Annotated in this window: 18 protein-coding genes; 10 read left to right on the forward strand and 8 right to left on the reverse strand. The window is 62.6% G+C overall.

Features of this window, described 5'->3' with window-relative positions:
* Positions 1-8 precede the first annotated feature (8 nt).
* The gene (locus ACQZ5H_RS01340) at positions 9-239 is read right to left on the reverse strand and encodes a DUF2093 domain-containing protein (protein ID WP_112719132.1); all 231 of its coding nucleotides are present in this window, start codon (positions 237-239) and stop codon (positions 9-11) included.
* Between the two features lie 81 nt (positions 240-320).
* Positions 321-2,147 (reverse strand): DNA mismatch repair endonuclease MutL, encoded by a 1,827-nt coding sequence (mutL, locus tag ACQZ5H_RS01345; RefSeq protein WP_130278708.1) that lies wholly within the window; start codon positions 2,145-2,147, stop codon positions 321-323.
* 181 nt (positions 2,148-2,328) lie between these two features.
* On the opposite strand from mutL, the gene ACQZ5H_RS01350 reads away from it, so the two are divergent.
* The 3 genes from ACQZ5H_RS01350 (at position 2,329) to ACQZ5H_RS01360 (ending at position 7,678) form a co-directional block, all read left to right on the forward strand.
* Entirely contained in the window at positions 2,329-4,050 is a 1,722-nt protein-coding gene (locus ACQZ5H_RS01350; RefSeq protein WP_130278707.1) for a response regulator, read from the forward strand.
* A gap of 125 nt (positions 4,051-4,175) precedes the next feature.
* Complete coding sequence (locus tag ACQZ5H_RS01355; protein WP_112719129.1) at positions 4,176-5,534, forward strand: putative bifunctional diguanylate cyclase/phosphodiesterase; 1,359 nt, start codon at positions 4,176-4,178, stop codon at positions 5,532-5,534.
* A gap of 98 nt (positions 5,535-5,632) precedes the next feature.
* A complete protein-coding gene (locus ACQZ5H_RS01360) occupies positions 5,633-7,678 on the forward strand; it encodes an oxidoreductase (protein WP_449096519.1) in 2,046 nt (681 codons plus the stop codon).
* A gap of 71 nt (positions 7,679-7,749) precedes the next feature.
* On the opposite strand, the gene ACQZ5H_RS01365 is transcribed toward ACQZ5H_RS01360, so the two are convergent.
* The 5 genes from ACQZ5H_RS01365 to ACQZ5H_RS01385 form a co-directional block, all read right to left on the reverse strand.
* Positions 7,750-8,367, reverse strand: coding sequence for a PRC-barrel domain-containing protein (locus tag ACQZ5H_RS01365; protein WP_449096520.1), 618 nt, complete (start codon positions 8,365-8,367; stop codon positions 7,750-7,752).
* 243 nt (positions 8,368-8,610) lie between these two features.
* Positions 8,611-9,501, reverse strand: coding sequence for an SMP-30/gluconolactonase/LRE family protein (locus ACQZ5H_RS01370; RefSeq protein ID WP_449096521.1), 891 nt, complete (start codon positions 9,499-9,501; stop codon positions 8,611-8,613).
* A gap of 5 nt (positions 9,502-9,506) precedes the next feature.
* Positions 9,507-10,139, reverse strand: coding sequence for a 2-dehydro-3-deoxy-6-phosphogalactonate aldolase (locus tag ACQZ5H_RS01375; protein WP_112719125.1), 633 nt, complete (start codon positions 10,137-10,139; stop codon positions 9,507-9,509).
* Between the two features lie 13 nt (positions 10,140-10,152).
* Positions 10,153-11,070 carry a 2-dehydro-3-deoxygalactonokinase gene (locus ACQZ5H_RS01380; RefSeq protein ID WP_449096522.1) on the reverse strand — a complete coding sequence of 306 codons (918 nt, stop codon included), beginning with the start codon at positions 11,068-11,070 and terminating at the stop codon, positions 10,153-10,155.
* On the reverse strand, positions 11,070-11,840 hold the full coding sequence (locus ACQZ5H_RS01385; protein ID WP_449096523.1) for an SDR family NAD(P)-dependent oxidoreductase: 771 nt from the start codon (positions 11,838-11,840) through the stop codon (positions 11,070-11,072). Before ACQZ5H_RS01385 ends, ACQZ5H_RS01380 begins: the two co-directional genes overlap by 1 nt.
* Positions 11,841-11,951: 111 nt before the next feature.
* Here ACQZ5H_RS01385 and ACQZ5H_RS01390 point away from each other — a divergent pair, with 111 nt between their 5' ends.
* Positions 11,952-12,746 (forward strand): IclR family transcriptional regulator, encoded by a 795-nt coding sequence (locus tag ACQZ5H_RS01390; RefSeq protein WP_449096524.1) that lies wholly within the window; start codon positions 11,952-11,954, stop codon positions 12,744-12,746.
* Positions 12,747-12,973: 227 nt separating this feature from the next.
* Complete coding sequence (locus tag ACQZ5H_RS01395) at positions 12,974-13,702, forward strand: helix-turn-helix transcriptional regulator (RefSeq protein ID WP_112719121.1); 729 nt, start codon at positions 12,974-12,976, stop codon at positions 13,700-13,702.
* A 45-nt stretch (positions 13,703-13,747) separates the two neighbouring features.
* Here ACQZ5H_RS01395 and ACQZ5H_RS01400 read toward each other — a convergent pair whose 3' ends face one another.
* Positions 13,748-14,722, reverse strand: a complete 975-nt coding sequence (locus tag ACQZ5H_RS01400; protein WP_449096525.1) for a small ribosomal subunit Rsm22 family protein — start codon at positions 14,720-14,722, stop codon at positions 13,748-13,750.
* 477 nt (positions 14,723-15,199) lie between these two features.
* Here ACQZ5H_RS01400 and apbC point away from each other — a divergent pair, with 477 nt between their 5' ends.
* From apbC to ACQZ5H_RS01425, 5 genes are all read left to right on the forward strand, one after another.
* Positions 15,200-16,369, forward strand: a complete 1,170-nt coding sequence (apbC, locus tag ACQZ5H_RS01405; RefSeq protein ID WP_112719119.1) for an iron-sulfur cluster carrier protein ApbC — start codon at positions 15,200-15,202, stop codon at positions 16,367-16,369.
* 417 nt (positions 16,370-16,786) lie between these two features.
* Positions 16,787-17,764: a magnesium transporter CorA family protein gene (locus ACQZ5H_RS01410; RefSeq protein WP_203429297.1), complete on the forward strand. Its 978-nt coding sequence runs from the start codon at positions 16,787-16,789 to the stop codon at positions 17,762-17,764.
* 19 nt (positions 17,765-17,783) lie between these two features.
* Positions 17,784-19,682: a potassium transporter Kup gene (locus tag ACQZ5H_RS01415; RefSeq protein WP_130278699.1), complete on the forward strand. Its 1,899-nt coding sequence runs from the start codon at positions 17,784-17,786 to the stop codon at positions 19,680-19,682.
* 171 nt (positions 19,683-19,853) lie between these two features.
* On the forward strand, positions 19,854-21,035 hold the full coding sequence (locus ACQZ5H_RS01420) for a cell wall hydrolase (RefSeq protein ID WP_449096526.1): 1,182 nt from the start codon (positions 19,854-19,856) through the stop codon (positions 21,033-21,035).
* 276 nt (positions 21,036-21,311) lie between these two features.
* A complete protein-coding gene (locus ACQZ5H_RS01425) occupies positions 21,312-21,653 on the forward strand; it encodes an AtpZ/AtpI family protein (RefSeq protein WP_112719115.1) in 342 nt (113 codons plus the stop codon).
* The last annotated feature ends 21 nt before the right edge of the window (positions 21,654-21,674 follow it).

Here is a 21,674-nt window from a genome sequence, read left to right on the forward strand (position 1 = left end):
AGGGAAAGTCAGCGCTTCTGCACCGGCAGCACGCCTGCGCGCTTGTCGGCCTCGAATGAGGCGATGACGTCGGCATAGGGTTCCTGGCGGGCGACGCTCCAGTAGCGCAGCTCGTCGAGCGGGATATGCTTGCCGGTCATGGCGCAGACGACGTAGGAGCCCGGCGACAGGATCTGGAAATCGGCGTCGAGATAGCGGATTTTCGCCTCGCGGTTTCCGTGACCTTCAAACAAGTTCATCCTGCTCCATTCCTGCGGCTCTGATCGTCCTGCCATAGCGCGCGGCACGGGCGATTGCCAGTATTTTTCGGCTTGCTGCCGTCAGCTCCGGCCGAACAGCCGCTCGATGTCTGAAAGCTTGAGCTCGATATAGGTCGGCCGGCCGTGATTGCACTGGCCAGAGCCCGGCGTCACTTCCATCTGTCTCAAAAGCGCGTTCATCTCCTCCGGCCGCATGCGCCGGCCGGAGCGCACCGAGCCGTGGCAGGCCATGGTCGCTGCGACATATTCGAGTTTCTGCGACAGGCCCGACGCCGTATCCCATTCGGCGATCTCGTCGGCGAGCTGGCGGATCAGGCCATTGGCATCGACCTCGCCGAGCATCGCCGGCGTTTCGCGCACCGCAATGGCGCCCGGCCCGAAGCGCTCGATCGCCAGCCCGAGTTCGCCAAGCCCTTCGGCATGCACCATCAGCCGGTCGCAATCCTCTTCCGGCAGATCGACGATCTCCGGGATCAGAAGCACCTGCGAGGGCAGGCGCTTGGAATGCAGCGCCTTACGCATTTCTTCGAAGACCAGCCGCTCATGCGCCGCATGCTGGTCGACGATGACAAGACCGTCCTCCGTCTGCGCCACGATATAGTTCTCGTGCAGCTGGGCGCGGGCAGCCCCCAGCGGAAAGCGGTGCGGCGCCTCTTCGCGCGGCGCAGCTGCCGGCTGCTGCCAGCTCTGCGGCTGCGGTTCGGAACGCGCCGTCGGCGTCACCAGCCCGTCGAACGATGCCTGCGGCCGCTCGGCAAAGCCGCTATTGGCAGCCTGATAGGGACGGGACGGCGAGGTCTCCGGCGACCATGGCGCCTGCGCCGGGCGCTGATAGGCATTCGGCTGGAAACCGGGGCGGAAGGAGCGCAGCATGCCGTCGGCACCGGTCGTGGCGGCGCGGCTGCCGTCGCGGGCGAGCGCTTCGCGCACCGCGCCGATGATCAGCCCGCGGATCAGCCCGGGATCGCGGAAGCGCACATCCGATTTCGCCGGATGCACGTTGACGTCGACAAGCGCCGGATCGAGTTTGAAGGAGAGCACCGCGACCGGGTAGCGCCCGGCCGGGATCGTCTCGGCATAGGCGCCGCGGATTGCCGAGAGGATCAGCTTGTCCTGCACCGGGCGGCCGTTGACGAAGGCATATTGGTGGCCAGAATTGCCGCGATTGAAGGTCGGCACCCCGGCATAGCCCGTCAGGCTGACATCCTCGCGCTCGGCATCGATCTCGATCGCATTGTCGCGGAAATCCTTGCCGAGGATCTGCGCCATGCGCGCCAGATGGTCGTCGCCGGTCGCCGGAAATTCCAGCGTGCTGCGGTCGGTGCCGGAGAGCACGAAGCGCACGCCCGGAAAGGCGATCGCCATGCGCTTGACGATTTCGGTGATCGCCGCCGCTTCCGCCTTCTCGGTCTTCAGGAATTTCAGCCGCGCCGGGGTGGCGAAGAACAGGTCGCGCACCTCGACGATCGTTCCGGGGTTCAGGGCCGAAGGTCTCAGATGCAGGAACTTGCCGCCGGAGACGGCGATCTCGCTGCCGCCGGCGCTATCCTTGCGGCGGCTCGATATGCTGAGCTTGGCGACCGAGCCGATCGAGGGCAGGGCCTCGCCGCGGAAACCGAGCGTGCGGATATCGTCGAGCGTTTCTGAAATTTTCGAGGTGCAGTGACGTTTTACCGCAAGCTCGAGATCGGCGGCATCCATGCCAGAGCCATTGTCGCTGACGCGCAGTAGTCCTTTGCCGCCGCCCGATGTGGCGATCTCGATGCGCGTCGCGCCCGCGTCCAGGGCGTTTTCGATCAGCTCTTTCGCCGCACTTGCCGGGCGTTCGATAACTTCGCCGGCGGCGATCTGGTTGATGAGCGTTTCTGAGAGCTGTCTGATGGCCATGCGCCATTTTCGTGGATTCGCAGGCCCGATGGAAGGGTGAAAAAGCCGGTCTCCAAAGCCGCGTCTCAGACCCCAAGATTTGGGTAGATTAATGTTAAGCGACCGTTAGGAGAAAGCTGGCATTTTGGACGCATACCACCAAATAGTGCTGTTAAATCGGATAGATGTGGGATTTTGAGGAATGAGTGCCGGCTTTGAAGAGACGGACGCATCATCCGTGAGCGGGGAGCTGCCGGCCGAGCCCGATCTCCAGTCGTCGCTTTTCGATGCCGTCTCCGATGGCCTCGCCGCCGCCCTCATCGTCTATAACAAGAACGACCAGATGATCTTCGCGAGCCGTCAGGTTCTCGATTTCTTCCCGATTTCGCCGTCCATGCTGAAGCCCGGCACGCGCCTGCGCGATTTCCTGGGCGCCGTCTTCGATACCGGCGTGCGCCAGCAATATGCCGCCAAGCAGCCGGGTGGCGTGCTCGGCCGCGAGGACTGGCTGTCGCAGAAGATCGCCTCGCATTGGCGCGAGCGTTTCGAGATCGTCGAGCGGCATGGCCCGGATCGCTGGATCCGCCTCGTCAAGCGCCGTCTGCCGAGCGGCTATTGCGTGTCGATGATCTGCAACATTTCCGAAGAGCGCAAGCGCGAGGAGCAGTGGCGCGCCGATCTGGAGCGCGTGCAGCTGACCGAGGATATTCTCGACAACCTGCCGTTCCCGCTCTTCGTCAAGGACCGCAATCTCAATTACGTCGCGGTCAATATTGCCTTCTGCGAGAAATATCAGACGACGCCGGACGAAGTGCTCGGCCGCAAGAGCGGCGACCTGTTCTCGGCCGATATCGCCAAGCGCTTCGAGGAAAGCGACCGCCACGTTCTGGAAACCGGCGAGATGTCGATATCCCGGCAGCGCCAAGTCTCGCGTGACGGTGCCGAGCGCGACATCGTCAGCCGCAAGCACCGCATCGGCAAGCCGGGCCGCTATTTCCTGGTTTCCACCATGCAGGACCTGCCGCGCGATGGCGCCGATCTCGACGAGTTCGACCGCGCCACCTCGGTCACCGCCTCCAGCCACCAGTCCTATCGCCGTGCCTATGTGCCGCTGAACGGCGATGCGCAGCGCCGCGAACCGGCGGCGATGGAAGCGATCGTTCCGGAGAATTTCTCCGGCCGCAAGATCCTCGTCGTCACCGGCGATCTCGCCGCCGAGACCGCGGCGCTGCGCACGCTCGCCAAATACGGCTTCGAAGCCTGTGCCGTGCGCGGTGAGGACGAGCAGGAGCATTTCCTCGAAATCGCCTCTTCGGCCGGTATCGATCTCGACCTGATCATCATCGACAACCAGATGGGCATGCGCTGCCTGGAGCTTTCCGGCCAGCACGGCATTCCGGCGCTCGTCATGGACGGTTTCCAGCTGGCGAACGAGCTGACCTTCCAGGTCGCCCGCCACTTCAACCGCAACAACCGCACGAGCAACGAGCCGGAAGCCGATTGGGAGATCTCGACATCGGCCGATAGCGACACGCTGCAGGTTCTGGTCGCCGAAGACAACGACATCAACCAGATCGTCTTCTCGCAGATCCTCGAAGGCCTCGGCTATCGCTACATGATCGCCTCCAGCGGCGACGAGGCGGTGCGTCTGTGGACCGAACACAAGCCGCAGATCGTGCTGATGGATATCTCGCTTCCCGGTCTCAACGGTTTCGAGGCCGCCCGCATGATCCGCGGTATCGAAGAGGGCGGCAGCGTCAGGACGCCGATCATCGGCGTGCTCACCCAGGCCTTCGAGCGCGACCATGCCGAATGCGCAAAAGCCGGCATGGACGATGTCATCATGAAGCCCGTCAGCCCGGATATACTGGAGACAATCTTCCAGAAGCATCTGAAGCGCGAAGAGATGCGCGCGGTCTGCTGATCGGAACTCTGGTCAACTCCCCAGATTTTGGGGCGCCAACAATCCCAAACATCGCTTTTCCACTATCGGTTTATTAAGACTTGGCCGCCATTCTCCCCGGAGGGAGTGAAATCTCAGGTCAAAATATGAAACCGGTGGACGTACCTTTTATGCCCGTGAGCCAGAATGAGCTCCAGGCCATGGCCTATACCGATCCGTTGACCGGACTCGGTAATCGCCATCGTATGCGCGACCGGGTCACCCAGATTTCGGCCGAGCGCGCCAACGATCCGGCGCCGTTCACCATCGGCATCGCCAATCTCGATTCCTTCAAGCCTATCAATGACCTGTTCGGATCCGCCGCCGGCGACGAAATCCTCTGCCAGGTCGCTCACCGCCTGAAGGCCTGCATCCCCGACGGCGCGCTCGTCACCCGCCACGATGGCGATGAATTCGCCTTCGTCCTGCCGCTGATCTTCGAGCGTGCGAGTGCGGAAAAATTCGGCCAGATGATCCGCGAAGTGCTGTCGGCACCCTATGATCTCGGCGACCGGAACGTGCGCCTCTCTGCATCCTTCGGTTTTGCAATCTATCCGTTTGCCGGCGAGGAGTTCGACGAGCTCCTGAAGAGCGCCGAGACCGCGCTCTACCGTTCCAAGCGCCGCGGCCGCAGCCAGATCACCGTCTATTCGCGCGAGATCGCGCAGGAAATGAAGCGGGCGACGCAGCTGGAGCAGGCGCTCAGAAACGCCATCATCTCGGATGCGATCGACGTGCACTTCCAGCCGATCGTTTCGCTCGCCAACAATCAGGTCGTCGGTTTCGAGGCGCTCGCCCGCTGGAACGACCCGGATCTCGGCTTCGTCTCGCCGGGTGTCTTCGTACCGCTTGCCGAAGAGCGCGGCTTTATTGACGCGCTATCTGAAACGTTGCTGCGCAAGGCTGCGGAGGCCGCACTTTCCTGGCCGCGCGAGCTTTTCCTCTCCTTCAACCTGTCCTCGGCGCAGCTGATGGACCCCGGCACCAGCGCTAACGTCCTCTCCATTCTCGGCCGCGTCGGCTTCGATCCGCACCGCCTGGAGCTGGAGATCACCGAAACCGCAGTGATGAGCTCGGCCGACACGGCACACCGCATCATCTCCGATCTGCGCCAGGCCGGCGTTCGCGTCTCGCTCGATGATTTCGGCACCGGTCAGTCGAGCCTCGGGCGCCTGCGCGACTTCATCTTCGACAAGGTGAAGATCGACCGCGCCTTCGTCTCGCGCATCAACAATGACCGTGCCTCCGAACATATCATCAAGGCGATCCTGACGATGTGCGAGGGCCTCGATCTCGAGGTGGTCGCCGAAGGCATCGAGGATTATTCCGAGGCCGTGAAGCTCCGGGCCCTCGGCTGCGGCATGGGCCAGGGCTACCATTTCGGCAAGCCGGCAGACAGCATCGCCACGCTGCGCTTCCTGCACGAGAATTACGACTCCGCGGGCGCCGACCGCATCCCTGCATAAGCCGCATCGAGGCTAGTCCACGGCGTCATCAGACATTTCTATTTTAGCGCCGCTGCGCCATGATCTCCGCTTGCTTCGGCGCGAAAAGCGAGTGTCTCATGACGTCATCCAAAGACCCCTTGTTACAGCCCTTTCAGCTCAAGCACCTGACGCTGAAAAACCGCGTCATGTCGACGGCGCATGAGCCGGCCTATTCCGAAGACGGCATGCCGACCGATCGCTACCGGCTCTATCACCGGGAGAAGGCGAAGGGCGGCATTGCGCTGACGATGACCGCAGGTTCCGCCGTCGTCTCGGCCGACTCTCCGCCGGCCTTCGGCAATCTCCACGCCTATCGCGACGAGATCGTGCCGTGGCTGAAGAGGCTCGCCGACGACTGTCATGAATACGGCACTGCCGTGATGATCCAGCTCACCCATCTCGGCCGCCGCACCGGCTGGAACAAGGGCGACTGGCTGCCGGTCCTGGCGCCGTCGCCGATCCGCGAGCCCGCCCACCGCGCCTTCCCGAAGGAAGCCGAGGAGTGGGATATCGAGCGCATCATCGCCGATTACGTCTCCGCCTCGCAGCGCATGAAGGAAGCCGGGCTCGATGGCATCGAGTTCGAGGCCTACGGCCACCTGATGGATGGCTTCTGGTCTCCGGCCACCAACCGCCGCGACGACGAATTCGGCGGCTCGCTCGAAAACCGCATGCGTTTCTCGCTGATGGTCACCGATGCGGTGCGCAAGGCCGTCGGCCCCGATTTCATCGTCGGCATCCGCATGGTGGCGGACGAAGATTGGGAGAAGGGTTTTTCACGCGAAGAGGGGATCGAGATCGCTCGCCGCCTCGTCGCCTCAGGCGGTGTCGATTTCCTGAACATCATCCGCGGCCATATCGATCACGATGCCGATCTGAACAATGTCATCCCGATCCAGGGCATGGCCGCGTCGCCGCATCTGGATTTCGCCGGCGAGGTCAGGGCCGCTACCCGCTTCCCGGTGTTCCACGCCGCCCGCATCGCCGATATCGCCACCGCCCGCCATGCGATTGCCGAAGGCAAGCTGGATATGGTCGGCATGACCCGCGCCCACATCGCCGATCCGCATATCGTCCGCAAGGTGATGGCAGGCGAGGAGGCGCGCATCCGCCCCTGCGTCGGCGCCACCTACTGTCTCGACCGTATCTATGAAGGCGGCGAGGCGCTGTGCATCCACAATGCCGCAACCGGCCGCGAGGCCGAGATGCCGCATGAGATCGAGAAGGCAGCAGCCAAAAGGAAGGCCGTCGTCATCGGCGCCGGTCCCGCGGGCCTGGAGGCAGCGCGCGTGCTCGCCGAGCGCGGCCATAGCGTCGATGTTCTCGAAGCGACCGGTAAGGCCGGCGGCCAGATCAACCTGCTCACCCGCAATCCGCGGCGCAAGGAAATGATCGGCATCATCGACTGGCGGCTGGAAGAGCTCGAGCGCCTCGGCGTCACCATCCATTACGATGTCTATGCCGGTGCCGATGAAGTCCTGGAATTCTCTCCCGACCTCGTCGTCGTCGCCACGGGCGGCATTGCCCAGTCGCCGGAGCTGGAGGCGGGCGAGGAGCTGGTCACCTCGTCCTGGGATATCCTTGCCGGTGCCGTAAAGCCAGAGAGTTCGGTCCTGCTCTTCGACGACAATGGTGGCCATCAGGGCATGTCGGCCGCCGAGGTCATCGCCAATGGCGGCGCCGATCTGGAGCTCGTCTCGCCCGAACGCTTCTTCGCCCCCGAAATGGGCGGCATGAACCATGTGCCCTATGCCAGGACCTTCGCCGAGAAGGACGTGCGAGTGACGATCAACACCCGGCTGAAATCGGTCCGCCGCGACGGCAACGGCCTCGTTGCCGTCCTCGGCTCGGACTATGCCGGTGCAGTGACGCGCGAGCGGCGTGTCGCGCAGGTCGTCGTCGAGCACGGCACCATGGCCAATGCCGATCTCTATCTGGAGCTGAAGCCGCTGTCGCGAAACCTGGGGTCGGTGGATTACGCCGCGCTCATCGCCCGCAAGCAGCCGATCCCTGTCAAGAACCCCGAGGCCGCCTTCGACCTGATCCGCATCGGCGACGCCGTCTCCAGCCGCAATGTCCATGCGGCGATCTACGACGCCCTGCGCTTCTGTTCGCTGCTCTAGAAACAAGAATAACGGCGCCCCGAAGGGCGCCGCCATCTACGCTATACTCCCGCGCGGTTTCCCGCCCGGTATTACTTGGTGGTGGTCGAGCCGGTTGCCGTCGAGTCGGTCGGCATCGTGCCACCCGTTGCGGCCGGAGCCTTTTCGGCTGCCTGCATCTGCAGGGTCTTGAACTCCGGTGCAGCCTTCAGGCTATCGGCCGTTTCCGTGGTCGTCAGCTTGACGCTGCCGTCCTGGGTGTTCTGGGCGACGGTGATCTTTTCCATCGGCACGGCCACGTTCTTCTGGCCGATACCAAGGAAGCCGCCGACACCGACCACGGCAGCAACGAGGCCACCATCCTTCTTCATGATCAGGTCGGTGACGTTACCGATGCTTTCGTTCTGACCGGTATAGACCGACTGGCCGATATAGGTGTTGGCGCTGACCTGATCTGCACCCTGTTCGGTGAGATAGGTGCCGCCACCGGCCTGTGCGGTGTCGGTGGACGCTGCAGGCGCCGGAGCCTGGGCTGCGTCACCGGCCGGAGCCGTCGCATCAGGCATCTTCGGTGCCGTCGCATCGGCCGGAGCCGACTGGGTAGCGCCCGGGGTCGCGGACTGCGGAGCACTCTGCGAGAATGCCACCGGTGCGAAAGCCGTGGCAAACAGGGCGCCAGCAGCAACGGTCGTCAGGAGTTTGCGTGTCATTTCGAACCTACCTTTGTGTTCCCTAGTGTGATCTCTGGCGCGGCTGCCGCTTCTGTTCGGGCGTCTCTGCCGTGCCGGTTCGAAAGGGAAAATGGGTGGGTAGGCTATTGGTTCCTCTCAAAAATCTCTAAAATTTCGCGATTTTTCGGGAACATTTATCGCATCGGCTGCAGAATTCTGCCACCGGAATAGAAAAAGGGCACTCCCGCCGGGAGTGCCCTTCGTCAATGGTTCTGACCCGTTTCAGATCACAAAGGCAGGGTCGAACACGCCCTTGACGGCAACGCCGAGTTCCAGAAGTGCACCGGCCTGCGGTTGCGTGGAGCGGGCCGTCTCGTCGAGACCTTCCCAAGCGGTCGTCACTGCCAGCCGGTCCGCATCCTTGCCGATGAAGGCAGGGCAGGAGGGCTGGGCGGCCGGCACCTTGTAGCGGGCGATCCGCAATCCGTCCGGGCTGTAGCGGTCGACGACACCGGCGCCCCAGCGGGCGTTCCAGATATAGCCGTCGGCATCGCAGACCGAGCCGTCGATGCCACCCGGATCTTCCATGCTGTCGACCATGACGATCGGCTCGCCGGAGGGCAGGCCGGTCTGCGGATCGACCATCACCCGCATCAGGCGGCTGATCCGCGTATCGGTGTAGTAGCCGATCGTGCCGTCGGGCGAGAAGCAGATCGAGTTCGGAATGCTGATCCCGGCAAAAATCTTGGTGACCTTGCCGCCGGAGGCGACGTGATAGATCGAGCCCGCCTGGTTCTCGGCGCGCTTGCTCATCGTGCCGATCCACAGCGAGCCCGAGGGATGCGTGCGCCCGTCATTGGAGCGGTTCTCCGGCATGTCGTTTTCGAGCGCCGCATAGAAAGTGAGCTTGCCGTCGGCGACATCGCGCACGAACAGTCCTTCTTCGGTGGCGAGCAGCTGCCGCTTGCTGTCGATCCGCGCCAGAACGCTCGCCATCATCGGCAGCGCGTGCACTTTCTTCGCGCCGCTCGACAGCGTCAGTTCATGCAGCTCCTTGCCGAGGATATTGAACCACCAGACGGTATCGGTCGCCGGATCATAGGTCGGGCCTTCGCCAAGTACGGAATTGGTGTCGCAAAGTGTTTTGCCTTCAAACTCATAAATAGCGGTCATAATGCCTATGCTCCTACGGCTGCGTCATAGGCTAAAATGGTCGCCTTGGCGCGCTCGGCAACCTCTGCGGCAGTCATTCCCGGCTTGTAGATGCTGGTGCCGAGGCCAAAGGCCTTGATGCCGGCATCGGTGTATTCGGAGAAGTTCTTGTCGGAAACACCGCCGACGGCGGCAATGACGAGCTCCGGCGGCAGGATAGCGCGGATCGCATTGATGCCGGACGGGCCGAGCACGCTTGCCGGGAAAAACTTCAGGCCGGTGGCGCCGGCGCGCGCTGCGGCAAGCGCTTCCGTCGGCGTGAAGACGCCGGGCATCGATACCATGTCATAGCCGCGGGCGCGGATGATGACGTCGGGCTCGACATTCGGCGTCACCAGCAGCTTGCCGCCGGCATTGTGCATGTTGTCGACCGCTTCGACCGTCAGCACGGTGCCGCCGCCGATCAGAACGTCGGCAGGCGCCATCTTCGCGGCGATTTCGATAGACTTGAAGGGCTCCGGCGAGTTCAGCGGGATCTCGATCGCCTGCAGGCCGTTTTCGATCAGCGCGCCGACGACGCCAGCGGTTTCTTCCGGCTTGATGCCGCGCAGGATGGCGATCAGCGGGCGCTTCATGGAGGGGAAAGGAATACGGTTCATGGCTTTAACTTTCTTATTTTGACCAGCTGGCGGCAGCAGCGGCCGAGAGGCCGCGAAGAACGGCCGTATCGGCATCTATCGTCGTGAATTTAAGAGACAGGGACTTGAAGGCGGTTTCGTAAAGCGTCTGCAGGCGGCCGGAAGCGACGAGCGCGATCGGCGTATCGTTGGCGGCATCCGACAGCGCCCCGGCGATTTCGAGGCCGATCAGAGTGCCCGAAATCTTTGCCTGTGCCGCAGCCGGCGTCACGCCATGCAGCAACTGGCCGGAGCGGGCGGTGAAGAGCAGGTTCGTCGCCATCGCCGGCTGGCGGAAGGCGGCGGTGACGGAAGCCTTGAAGGCGGAGTTGTCGGCGGGCGACTGGTCGGCGCCGGCAACGGCATGCGACAGGATCGTATGCTTGGTGATCGCGTCGAAAAGCTCGCCGGTCATGAAGGTCGAGAAGCCGATGACTTCGCCGTCCTGCACATGCACCCACTTGGAATGCGTGCCGGGCATGCAGACCGCCTGCGCGCCGGTGCTCTCTGCGCCGAGCGCTCCCAGCAGCTGGGTTTCCTCACCGCGGATGACATCGGGCGATGCCTTGTCGCGCTGGGCAAGGCCCGGAAGAATGCGGATATCGCGGCTCTGGCCGGGAACGGAGACAGCGCCCGTGAGGATCGACGAGAGCGATGCCGGCACATCGGTGTAACCGGCTTCGACCCATCCCTGCTTGGCGCCGACCATGCCGCAGGCGATGACCGGCAGATCGGCCGGTGCCGAAACCTTGTCGAGATGTGCGGCAAGCACTTCGGCAAAGCCTGTCTTCGCCGCCACCGTCATGCCCTCGCTACCGCGGCTTTCGCCGAGCACGCTGCCATCGTCGGCGATCAGCCAGAGCCGGAAACTGCTCGTACCCCAGTCAACCGCGACATATGCGGGTTTTGCCATCAGAAAATGCCTCCATCGACAATCATGGACTGCGCGGTCACTGCCGCCGCACAGTCGGATGCAAGAAATAGACAGGGACCGACGATCGCATCGGCGTTCAGCACCCTTTTCAGGCACTGCCGCTCGACGGTCTTGGCGATCCCTTCCTCGGTGAGCCAGAGCTTCATCTGCCGCTCGGTAACGATCATGCCGGGCAGGATGCAGTTGACGCGGATATTGTCCGGCCCGAGCTTGCCCGCCATGCTCTTCGTCAGGCCGATCACGCCGGCCTTGGCGGTGGAATAGGCCGGGAAATCGGGCATGTTCAGCAGATAGGCGATCGACGACATGTTGACGATCGCCCCGCCGCCCGCTTCGCGCATCGAGGGCGCCGCGGCCTGCGCGGTGAAGAACACATGACGCAGATTGGTCGCCTGGTTGTTGTCCCAGTATTCGGGCGTCACCGTTTCGAAATCGTGCCGGTCGTCGCGGGCTGCATTGTTGACGAGAACCGTGATCGGCCCCGACTGCGCCACCACGGCATCGACCGTCTGGCGGATCGCCTCGATGTCGCGAAGATCGGCCTTGAAGAAGTGCACGGGATGCTCGCTGTCGCGCGAAAGCCGCAGGGAAAGCGCGCGGCTCTCGTCTTCGGCGACATCGATGAAGGATACTTTTGCACCCTGTCGCGCGAAGCCCTCGACGATCGCCGCGCCGATACCCGATCCGCCGCCGGTCACCAGAACCGTGCGATCCCTGAATTCCGGAAACTGTGCCGATACGCCCGTCACCGCATTCCTCCCGAAGTTCCATTATTTGGAACTTAATTTGACTATGTGGAATTATCGATTTACGCTGGCCTCTCTGTCAAGACCGCAGGCGGTCACAACGGTAGGCGATCGATGGCTCCGCGAAAAGGCACGGAAGGCGAAAACGACACCGGAACCCTCGGCAAGCTGATGGTTCTGCTCGATCTGGTGACCCATGCCGAGAGGCCGCTGCGCTTCACGGACATTTTGGCGCAGGCGGGCCAGCCGCGCGGCACGCTGCACCGCCAGCTCGGGCATCTGGTGGAGGAGGGGCTGCTGGAGCTCGATGCCGACGGCCGCTACTCGCCGGGACTGCGACTGCTCGATCTCGCCGCCCGCAGCTGGGCGAAGAACGAATTCCGCCTGATCGCCGAGCCGAATCTGCGCGCCCTGCAGGCGATGAGCGGCGAGACCGTCCATCTCGGCGTGCTGCGCGGCACCTCGATCATCTATCTCGACAAGGTGGAAGGCCAGCAATCCGTCCGCATGTATTCGCAGATCGGCAATGCCTCGCCGGTCTATTGCACCGGCGTCGGCAAGGCGGCGCTATCGGTGCTCCCGGACGCTACCGTTGCCGCGCTTGCGGCCGCCATCCCGTTCCAGCGCTTCACCGAACACACGCTGGCTTCAGCCGAAAGCCTGCTCGCCGAGCTCGCTGATATCCGCAGCGAGGGCTGCGCCTTCGACCGGGAGGAGCACGAGCAGGGCATCCGCTGCGTCGCCGCGCCGATCTGGACGGCCGATCACAGTCTGGTCGGCGGCGTCTCGATCACCGGCCCCGCCTACCGGCTGACGATGGAGCGGCTTTCCGAATGGGCCGGCCCCGTCCGCGCGGCGGCCGAAAGCATCATGGAAGGCATGCGCATCCGTCTCGGTCCGCGCCGGTAACGCGGGCGTGATGGCTTCATCGGGTGGACGCAAAAGAAGAGCATGCTTATGATGAGGACCATATTGAGATTTGGTGGCGAATCACACCAACTGCGATAACTCGCAAAAGAGATACAAGCTTCGACCGGCCGTGCATTTTAAGGCCGGGAGACCATATTTTTTCAATAGGTTTAGCAATTTAGCAGCGCAGTTGATCTGAACCGCAAGCTCGGGAAGATGAAGAATAGATGGCCTTGTCTCAAGCATCCGATCAGACGGATGAATACGTCCAGGAGATAGCGGGTCTGAAGACCCAGTTCGATATCTTCCGTTTCATGAAGCGCGTGACGGATGCTTTCGGCAGCCGCGCCTTCATGGTCCTCAACCTGCCGCCGATTACCTCCTTCGAACTGCAGAGCACGACCGTCATTACCAGCTGGCCGGCAGAACTTCTGTCGCTGTACGATCAGGAAGGGCTGATGATGAACAGCCCGGTGCTGCGCCGCCTGCGTACCTCGTCTCTGCCCTTCTTCCATGACACCTCCAAGGGCTGGGTCCGCGACGACGGCAAGTCGGCGATGGTCGCTGGGCTTTTCGAGCGTTTCCGCATGGTGCGCTGCGCCTATTTCCCGACGCACGAGCCTTCGGGCCTGCGCGGCGCCGTCTCCTTTGCCGGAGATCGCGAGCCCTATACGCCCGAAGAGATGCGCAATCTCTCCTATATCGCCATCCACGTCTTCGACCGGCTGGCCGAGATCCGCAATCTCGACAACCGGCTGACCGATACGCTCACCGATCGCGAAGTCGATTGCCTCAACTGGACGGCCGCCGGCAAGACCAGCGCCGAAATCGCCGACATCCTCGGCCTCTCCGAGCATACGGTGAACCACTATCTGAACCGGGCGACGAAGAAGCTCGATACGGTCAACCGCACCCAGGCGGTCGCCAAGGCGCTGCGCATCGGCCTGATCAAGTAAGCTGCCGAAAAAATCGGCAGCGCGTCTCAAAGATGGGCAGCCGGATCAGCCGCTGTCCTTTTCCCGGGCATCGCCCCAATCCGCGCGGCGGGCCCATTTGAAGGCGGCGCCGTCTCTCTTCGAATAAATCTGCTCGGCCGCGCTGCCATCCTCGCGGCAGAGTTTCAGCCGGATGACGCTACCCGAACCCTGCGGCGGCGCAATGACGCGTGCCTCGGGCAGAGGCGAGGGGACGCGGCTGGCGGCGATGAAAATATACTTCTCGTCTTCCCACGGCACGTCCGCATCCTTGACCAGCCGGTGGATTTTCGAGCGCGCGACGCGCCGCGAGAAGTGGCACCAGTCGGGCGCCACGATCGGACAGTCCTTGGCATGCGGGCAGGGCGCCACGATATGCGCGCCCTTCGACAGTAGCACGTCGCGGGCCGCCAGAATCCGCTCCCATCCCGCCGGCGTCCCCGGCTCGATGATCAGCAGCGTATCCGATGTCAGCGTCCAGAGCTTGCCGATCGATGCGGCGATCTGATGCGGCTCGATCTCGTCCAGCACATAGGCGAGGGTCACGAGATCGGCGGGAGCGATGTCAGGCAAGGCCTTGATAAGATTGCCATCCAGCCAGGTGGACACGACCTCCATGCCTTCGGAAAGGCTTTTCCCGGTCTGCCGGATCGCGTCGCTTGCTTCCACCATCGTCGCATGCTCGATATCGGGCCAGCAGTCGGCGGCCGCCCAGAGTGCCGAGCCCGGACCGGCGCCGACATCGATGAGTTGGCGCGGCTCGAAGCCGGGCCGCACCTCGGCGATCATCTCCATCGCCGCGCGGATCGCGGCATAGGTGGCAGGCAGCCGGGCCGCGAGATAGGCCTGCGCCGCCAGCTGATCGCTGATATGGAAGCTGCCGTCGCGAAGCTCCTGCCGGTAGCGGCTCGAAAGCCGCGCCGAGGCGCGCTTCAGCGCATCCAGCGGCTGGCCCTCCAGCATCGCTTCCACCCGTTCGCGCAATTGTCTCGGCAGTTCCATCGTCGTCGTCCGTTTCGGTTCCGCTGGCCATACAGCCGTGTATCGGCAAAGCCAAGCGTGGCACTTGGCATGCACCTTGCTTCTTATTTGGCAGAGGTCCAGAGGGGACTTTGAAAAGAGCGCCAAAAATGGCGCCGTTTCGGCCAGCCGCCGTCCAGCACTGTCGATGCGTTTCCTCATGCATCCGGTCGTTGGCGGCGGCTGTTGCTTTTTTGTGACGGCAGGTTCGGGATCATCGCCGCCCCCCAATTATTAGTGTGCTTTAGGCTCTGGTCATTTTGGGCCATTGCGCTAGGTGGGTCTGATCGCTTTGGTTTTCGGGGAGACCGTTGCGGCCATCGAGGCGAAAGCCTGGCGGACCAGATGGCCGCAACGGAATTCGATTGCGCGATTTCCGTTTCCCTCAATGCTGATTTCGTTTGGCGAAGGCGCAGCCCTCCACTATCTACGTGTCACAAAGATACGCGTGAGGAATGCATGACTGAGGTCACCAAGGAACAGGTTCTCGAAACGCTGAAGACCGTGCGCGGTCCCGATCTCGAACATAATATTGTCGAGCTCGGCATGGTGTCGGATGTCTTCATCTCCGACGGCAAGGTCTATTTCTCGATCACAGTGCCTGCCGAACGGGCAAAGGAGCTTGAGCCGCTGCGCCAGGCCGCCGAGCGCGTCATCAAGGAAATGCCGGGCGTCAAGGGCGCGCTGGTGGCGCTGACGGCGGACAAGAAGGCCGCCTCGGCATCGGCTCCCGCCGCCCGTCCAGCCGCCGCATCGCATGCCGGCCACGATCACCACGGCCATTCCCATTCGCACGCCCCGCAGACCCAGCAGCCGCGCTCCGGCAAGATCGGCGTTCCCGGCATCGGCGCCATCATCGCCGTCGCCTCCGGCAAGGGCGGCGTCGGCAAGTCGACCACCGCCGTCAATCTGGCGCTCGGCCTTCTCGCCAACGGCCTGAAGGTCGGCATCCTCGATGCCGATATCTACGGCCCGTCCATGCCGCGGCTCCTGAAGATCTCCGGCCGCCCGACGCAGATCGATGGCCGCATCATCAACCCGATGGAAAATTACGGCCTGAAGGTCATGTCGATGGGCTTCCTCGTCGATGAGGAGACCGCGATGATCTGGCGTGGCCCGATGGTCCAGTCGGCGCTGATGCAGATGCTGCGCGAAGTCGCCTGGGGCGATCTCGACGTTCTCGTCGTCGACATGCCCCCCGGCACCGGCGACGCGCAGCTGACCATGGCCCAGCAGGTGCCGCTCGCCGGCGCCGTCATCGTCTCGACGCCGCAGGACCTGGCGCTGATCGACGCCCGCAAGGGCCTCAACATGTTCCGCAAGGTGGAAGTCCCGGTTCTCGGCATCGTCGAGAACATGAGCTACTTCATCGCTCCCGATACCGGCACCCGCTACGACATCTTCGGTCATGGCGGCGCCCGCAAGGAAGCCGAGCGCATCGGCGTGCCCTTCCTCGGCGAAGTGCCGCTGACCATGAACATCCGCGAAACCTCGGATGCCGGCACCCCGCTCGTCGCCTCCGAGCCGAACGGCATCGTCGCCGGTATCTATAAGGAGATCGCTGCGAAGGTCTGGGCGGAAGTCGGCGGCCAGCCGCAGCGCGCTGCCCCGGCCATTGTCTTCGAATAGGACAGACGCGGTTTGGTGAGCGCGCGCCGCATACCCCAAATTGCGGGGGAAATGTGGTGAAACCGCGCAGTTCACGTAACACGTCTTGATTATTTCACCGCTTTCCGTCATATGCCCCGCCGTCGCCATGAGGGCGGCTTCTGCAGATGCTCGATGACGGCCGCCTTTTGCCCCAGGGTTCCCGGCCAGCCTGCATGTTCGGAGTTGACTTGTCGGTTGAAGGATTGGTGACTGCGATGCGGTTGAGCACAATGCGCATCCGGAAAATGGCCGGACGCAGCCGGAGTGGTATGAACTTTTCTTATCCGGTTCCGTTAGGCTACAGGGCAGGCGCTGCCATATCGGCGGCCGCGTAATGGAAGGGCGTGCGATGATGGCGATCATGGCAAGGCGCGAACGCGGCTGGAGACCGGCCCGTTGATCACCGCCTATTGCTCCAATTGCAAATCCGTCGAGATTGGCGATCTGTCGCAGACCGCCGCATTTCCGGATGACGTCGTCTGGATCGACATGGTCGAGCCGACGCGCGAGGAAGAGCTCTACGTCGAAAAAGTGATCGGCATCGAAGTGCCGACCCGTGACGACCTCAAGGACATCGAACCGTCGGCCCGTCTCTATACCGAGGACGACGCCGTGTTCATGACCGCCTCGCTCGTCTGGCAGGCCGATACATCCTCTCCGACGCTGACGGATGTCGCCTTCATCCTAGCCGGCAACAAGCTGATCACCATCCGCTACGCCCACCCGAAATCCTTCAAGCTGTTCATCGCCGCCCTGCATCGCGTGCCCGAGCAGTGGCGCAACGGCGCTTCCCTGCTTGCCAAGCTGCTCGAGACCATCGTCGACCGCACGGCCGAGATCCTCGAGCTTTCGGTCTCCCGTATCGATATTCTCTCGACACATGTCTTCGGCGATCGCGCCAAGAAGGTCCGCAAGCCGTCGAACTATCTGGAAGAGAAGCTCCGCGACATCGCCGCCCATCACCGGCTGGTCAGCAAGGTGCGCGACAGCCTCGCGTCGCTGTCGCGTCTGTCGAGCTTCTTCTATGCGCTGCCGGCCGTGCAGCAGGACCAGGCCACCAAGGAACTCTGCCGCACCGTGTCGCGCGATATCCAGTCGCTGAACGAGCACGCATCCTTCATTGCCGGCAATATCACCTTCCTGCTCGATGCTTCGCTCGGCCTGATCAACATCGAACAGAACTCGATCATCAAGATCTTCTCGATCGCATCGGTGGTGTTCTTGCCGCCGACGCTTGTCGCATCCATCTATGGTATGAATTTTGAATTCATGCCGGAATTGCATTTCGCGGCGGGCTATCCCTATTCGCTGGCCCTGATGGTCATCTCCGCCGTCATTCCGTTTTTCTTTTTCCGCTGGAAAGGCTGGCTCTGAGGAGCCTGTTTGTTACTTCATGTCCGACGAAAGTCATTCGCACGACAGCAACATGACGCCACGCAAGCTCTTCTATCTTGCGCTCGGCTCCGTTGGCGTCGTCTATGGAGATATCGGTACCAGCCCGCTTTACGCCTTCCGCGAAGCGCTGAAGCCGGTGGCCCAGGACGGTCTCACCCGCTTTGAAGTCATCAGCCTCATTTCGCTGATGATCTGGGCGCTGACCATCATCGTCACCATCAAATACGTGCTGCTGCTGCTGCGCGCCGACAACGAAGGCGAAGGCGGCACGCTGTCGCTGCTCGCCTTGCTGATGAAGACCGCCAACGGCCACACCGCGATCCTCGTCGCCCTCGGCCTGACGGGTGCGGCGCTCTTCCTCGGCGACGCGATGATCACGCCGGCGCTGTCGGTTCTGTCGGCGGTCGAAGGTATCAAGCTCGTGGCGCCGAATGCCTCGCCCTATATCGTGCCGATCTCGGTGGCGATCCTCGTCGGCCTCTTCGCCTTCCAGTCACGCGGAACCGGCACGATGGCCCGCTTCTTCGGCCCGATTACCGCGCTGTGGTTCATCGTCATGGCCGTCGTCGGCCTGTCGCATATCTCCGACGACTACGGCATTCTCGCCGCCTTCAATCCCTATTATGCCGTCAGCTTCCTGCTGAACGAAGGCTTCTACGGCATCGTCGTGCTCGGCGCCGTGTTCCTGACGATCACCGGTGCCGAAGCGCTTTACGCCGACCTCGGCCATTTCGGCCGCCGTCCGATCCAGTGGGCCTGGTTCGCGCTCGTCTTCCCGGCGCTGACGCTGAACTATCTCGGCCAGGGCGCGCTCGTGCTCGGCAATCCGGAAGCGATGTCCGATCCCTTCTATCTGATGTTCCCGAAATGGGCGCTGCCCTTCGGCGTGGTGCTCGCCACCTGCGCCACCATCATCGCCAGCCAGGCCGTCATCACCGGCGCCTTCTCGCTGGTGCGCCAGGCGATCAACCTTGGTTTCCTGCCGCGCATGGAAATCCTCTTCACCTCGGAAACCAATACCGGGCAGATCTTCCTGCCGTCGGTCAACGCCATCCTCTTCCTCGGCGTCATGTTCCTGGTGATCACCTTCAAGACCTCGGATGCGCTGGCAACGGCCTATGGCATCTCGGTTACCGGCGCGATGGTCGTCACCACCATCATGGCCTTCGAGTTCGTGCGCACTCGCTGGAACTGGTCGATCCTGGTTACCTCGATCGTGCTTCTGCCGCTGCTGGCGCTGGAGCTGATCTTCCTCGGCGCCAACCTGCTCAAGATCCACGATGGCGGTTACATCCCGATCCTGATCGCCAGCGCCTTCATCGTCATCATGTGGACTTGGCGCCGCGGTACCGCGATCCTGACCGAGAAGACCCGCCACACGGATATTCCGCTGGCCTCCTTCGTCAGCTCGATCGAGCGCAAGAGCGATCACTCGCCGGCCCATGTTCCGGGTACCGCGATCTTCCTGACCAGCGATCCGGAATCCGCGCCCGCTGCACTGCTTCACAATCTGAAGCATAATCACGTTCTGCACGACAAGAACGTCATCCTGACGATCCGCACCGTCAACAAGCCGCGCGTTCCGAGCATCGACCGCTACAAGGTCGAGCCGATCTCCGAGCGCTTCTCGCGCGTCGAGCTGCAGTTCGGCTTCATGGAGACGCAGAACGTCTCGCAGGCGCTGGCCACTCTCCGCAAGACAGGGCTGAAGTTCGACATCATGTCGACCTCCTTCTATCTCGGCCGCCGCAAGCTGGTGCCGGATGCGAAGTCGGGCATGCCTTACTGGCAGGACCGTCTCTATATCGCACTCGCCAATGCGGCCGCCAACCCGTCGGACTATTTCCGCCTGCCGGCCAACCGTGTGGTCGAGCTCGGATCGCACGTCATCATCTGACACGACGCAAAGACATCTTTCAAAGCCCGGCCATCGCGCCGGGCTTTTTGCGTTTTGCTATATGAAAAAATGCTCATGGGAGATTCTGGGACGGCAAATTAACCAACCATCAAGGTTAATGAGAGATTTTCGATACAAAGTTCATGCGTCCCGTGTTCCCGGAGTCTGGCGTTGCGTCGAAAGAGCGTTTCCCTCGGCAAGCTGCGTATTGTGCCCAAAAACTGGGTCTCACCCGCCATCTTCGGCATCTGCGGGTGGCTCGCATTCCCTTCCATTGTCTCGCATGCGGATCTCGCCGCCATGCTCGCCGGCCTCGATGAGAGCCGCGAGAACTGGCGCATGGTCATGACCAATTCGCCGGCCGGCTCCATCCACCAGGCCGAGCTCACCTTCGCAGACCCGATCGTGACGGGCACGGTCGCCGCCGGTGCCGGCATGGTTCTGCCCGATGGCCGCAAGGTCGCTTTCGTCGCCGAAGGGAAGGGGCATGAGGACACGACCGATGAAGAGCGCGTCAACCGCAGCCTGAAGAAGGGCCGCATCGTCGCCGTCGAGAAGATGCAGCCGCCGAAGGATTTCACCGCCGGCTCTATTCTCCAGCGCACCAGATTGCTCTTCCAGCCGACCTTCAACCTCAAGGACAAGTCGGCCTTCGTGAAGCCGAAGATCAAGGGCAAGGAAATCGAGATCGCCATGGCCTTCTATAAGAAGGAGCCGATCAAGCCGGAAACCGTGGTGCCGACCTTCCTTGCCGATCTCGTCAACAACAACAAGCCGGATGTGCTGGCGACGGCCTATGCGCCTGCCGCACCCGACTACTCACGCCAGTCTCCTTTCGATTCGATTCTTGCCGACAAGGGCGCCAATGACGGCCGCTTCGTGCCGCAGATCGGCGCCAGGGATCATGCCTGGGCAGCAAGCGTTCTTCCGCCAACGGTGTTTTCCGCCGCTGAGCAGCAATGTCTCGCGTCCGGCATCTATTTCGAGGCCCGTGGAGAATCGGTGAAGGGGCAGGCAGCCGTTGCCCAGGTCATCCTCAACCGCGTTCGCAACCCGGCCTATCCGAAAACCATCTGCGGCGTCGTCTATCAGAACGAGGACTGGCGCAACCGCTGCCAGTTCTCCTTTGCCTGCGACAACATCAAGGACCGCGTGAACTCGCAATATCACTGGCGCATGGCCCGCGAAGTGGCGATGGCGGTGACGGCCGGCAAGATCTGGCTGCCGCAGGTCGGCTCCGCCACGCATTATCATGCGGTCTATGTCCGCCCGAAATGGGCCAAGACCATGGAGAAGGTCGGCCGCATCGGCCTGCACGTCTTCTACCGCACCTATGGCGGCGGCTGGAGCTGAGCGCCGCTAATCTGTGGATTCTCTGCAGCTTCCACCGGCTATAAAGCTGATTCTCCCGCTCGAATTTTGCCAAGCGGCCGAGATTGAGATCAAGTGCCTGATATAAAACGATTATTTTATGTCCGGGCACGGGCGCCCTATGCCTTGACTATACCAATCCCTAAAACTATGTTGCGCGCGACTTCAGAACGGGCCGAAAGGTTCTATATTCCATGTCTCTGACGTCCGCGGGACCGGGGTAGCGGGATTGCGGATAGGGATGTAGGAGGAGGAACCATGTCGGATGACCGGGAAGAAAGTCTGGACAGGCGCCGCACGCAGCTGGGAGCAGAGCTCAAGGCAAAGCGTGTAGAGGCGAGAGAGGAACAGGCGAGCGAGGCCCGCGCCGAGGAAAGCCGTAAAGGCTATGCCCAGGCGATGAAGCTTTCGAGCGAATTCATCTCCGCTATCATTGTCGGCGCGCTTCTGGGCTATCTCCTCGACCGTTTTGTCGGCACGGCGCCTTGGGGTTTGATTATTCTTCTGCTTCTCGGATTTTGTGCCGGTGTTTTGAATGTTCTCCGTGCCGCAGGCAAGGTTGCAAAACCGGAGCCTGGAAACGGAAACGGCAGCAAATAGGGCAGGGCGCGCCAGCGCCTC

The sequence above is a fragment of the Rhizobium sp. 21-4511-3d genome (assembly GCF_053522545.1).

Coding starts and splice junctions, on each gene's coding strand:
- ACQZ5H_RS01340 (WP_112719132.1), bottom strand. CDS start 239: ATGAACTTGTTTGAAGGTCACGGAAACCGCGAGGCGAAAATCCGCTAT.
- mutL (WP_130278708.1), bottom strand. CDS start 2,147: ATGGCCATCAGACAGCTCTCAGAAACGCTCATCAACCAGATCGCCGCC.
- ACQZ5H_RS01350 (WP_130278707.1), top strand. CDS start 2,329: ATGAGTGCCGGCTTTGAAGAGACGGACGCATCATCCGTGAGCGGGGAG.
- ACQZ5H_RS01355 (WP_112719129.1), top strand. CDS start 4,176: ATGAAACCGGTGGACGTACCTTTTATGCCCGTGAGCCAGAATGAGCTC.
- ACQZ5H_RS01360 (WP_449096519.1), top strand. CDS start 5,633: ATGACGTCATCCAAAGACCCCTTGTTACAGCCCTTTCAGCTCAAGCAC.
- ACQZ5H_RS01365 (WP_449096520.1), bottom strand. CDS start 8,367: ATGACACGCAAACTCCTGACGACCGTTGCTGCTGGCGCCCTGTTTGCC.
- ACQZ5H_RS01370 (WP_449096521.1), bottom strand. CDS start 9,501: ATGACCGCTATTTATGAGTTTGAAGGCAAAACACTTTGCGACACCAAT.
- ACQZ5H_RS01375 (WP_112719125.1), bottom strand. CDS start 10,139: ATGAACCGTATTCCTTTCCCCTCCATGAAGCGCCCGCTGATCGCCATC.
- ACQZ5H_RS01380 (WP_449096522.1), bottom strand. CDS start 11,070: ATGGCAAAACCCGCATATGTCGCGGTTGACTGGGGTACGAGCAGTTTC.
- ACQZ5H_RS01390 (WP_449096524.1), top strand. CDS start 11,952: ATGGCTCCGCGAAAAGGCACGGAAGGCGAAAACGACACCGGAACCCTC.
- ACQZ5H_RS01395 (WP_112719121.1), top strand. CDS start 12,974: ATGGCCTTGTCTCAAGCATCCGATCAGACGGATGAATACGTCCAGGAG.
- ACQZ5H_RS01400 (WP_449096525.1), bottom strand. CDS start 14,722: ATGGAACTGCCGAGACAATTGCGCGAACGGGTGGAAGCGATGCTGGAG.
- apbC (WP_112719119.1), top strand. CDS start 15,200: ATGACTGAGGTCACCAAGGAACAGGTTCTCGAAACGCTGAAGACCGTG.
- ACQZ5H_RS01415 (WP_130278699.1), top strand. CDS start 17,784: ATGTCCGACGAAAGTCATTCGCACGACAGCAACATGACGCCACGCAAG.
- ACQZ5H_RS01425 (WP_112719115.1), top strand. CDS start 21,312: ATGTCGGATGACCGGGAAGAAAGTCTGGACAGGCGCCGCACGCAGCTG.